The organism is Rhizobium sp. SVR5-2C (assembly GCF_056755115.1).
This window is the reverse complement of sequence record NZ_JBNDHT010000297.1, coordinates 1-1,060: the sequence shown is the minus strand read 5'-3', so window position 1 is coordinate 1,060 and position 1,060 is coordinate 1. Positions and strand designations below refer to the sequence as shown.

Here is a 1,060-nt window from a genome sequence, read left to right as displayed (position 1 = left end):
ATTCAGACTCGCTTTCGCTTCGCCTACACCTACCGGCTTAAGCTTGCTTGTTACACTAAGTCGTTGACCCATTATACAAAAGGTACGCCGTCACCCTTGCGGGCTCCGACTGTTTGTAGGCATCCGGTTTCAGGTTCTATTTCACTCCCCTTGTCGGGGTGCTTTTCACCTTTCCCTCACGGTACTTGTTCGCTATCGGTCATGCACGAGTACTTAGGCTTGGAGAGTGGTCTCCCCATGTTCAGACAGGATTTCTCGTGTCCCGCCCTACTCTAGGACAATCATGCTATCTACGCGTACGGGGCTGTCACCCGCTACGGCCAAACTTTCCAGATTGTTCCGCTTTAAACACAATTGCCACTGGCCTGGTCCGCGTTCGCTCGCCACTACTTGCGGAGTCTCGGTTGATGTCCTTTCCTGCAGGTACTTAGATGTTTCAGTTCCCTGCGTTCGCTTCTTACACCCTATGTATTCAGGTGAAGATACCTTATCACAATACCTAGAAACCATTCCGGTTTCGATTGCGCCGGACGGCCGGCGACGCGCTACCGCGCTGTATTGCTGCCAAACCCGAACTTCGAGCAAGGCACCCATACAGGCCGATAGGCCGTCGGCGATCGTTCGCCGTCGCGTCGGACCAAAGGTCCGACAACCAGAATGATTTTCTAGGTATTTAAGGTGGGTTGCCCCATTCGGAGATCCATGGATCAAAGCTCATTCGCAGCTCCCCACGGCTTTTCGCAGCGTATCACGTCCTTCATCGCCTGTGCATGCCAAGGCATCCACCAAATGCCCTTACGACACTTAATCGTTCTCATTGCCAATGCTCATCATTTACTGGATTTGGAATTCCTATCCTTCTCGCTTGCGCTCAAAGGGGTTCCAAATCGACTATCCGGACAAACCTGAGTTTGCCGAACCAGAGGCACGGTTACCTTTTACAACCGGCCATTCATGATGCCATCGACGTGTTCGATCCGGTCCCTTTATTGGAGCTACGCCGAGCAGCTCGCTTGGGCCGGATCTTTAAGACCAGCTTCTCGAGATTAAATCCGGTACC

Annotated in this window: 1 rRNA gene; it reads right to left on the bottom strand. The window is 52.5% G+C overall.

Annotation, left to right across the window (positions count from 1 at the left end):
- A 23S ribosomal RNA gene (locus ACPYOI_RS35745) occupies positions 1 to 810 on the bottom strand; the annotation flags it as partial.
- Positions 811 to 1,060: the final 250 nt, after the last annotated feature.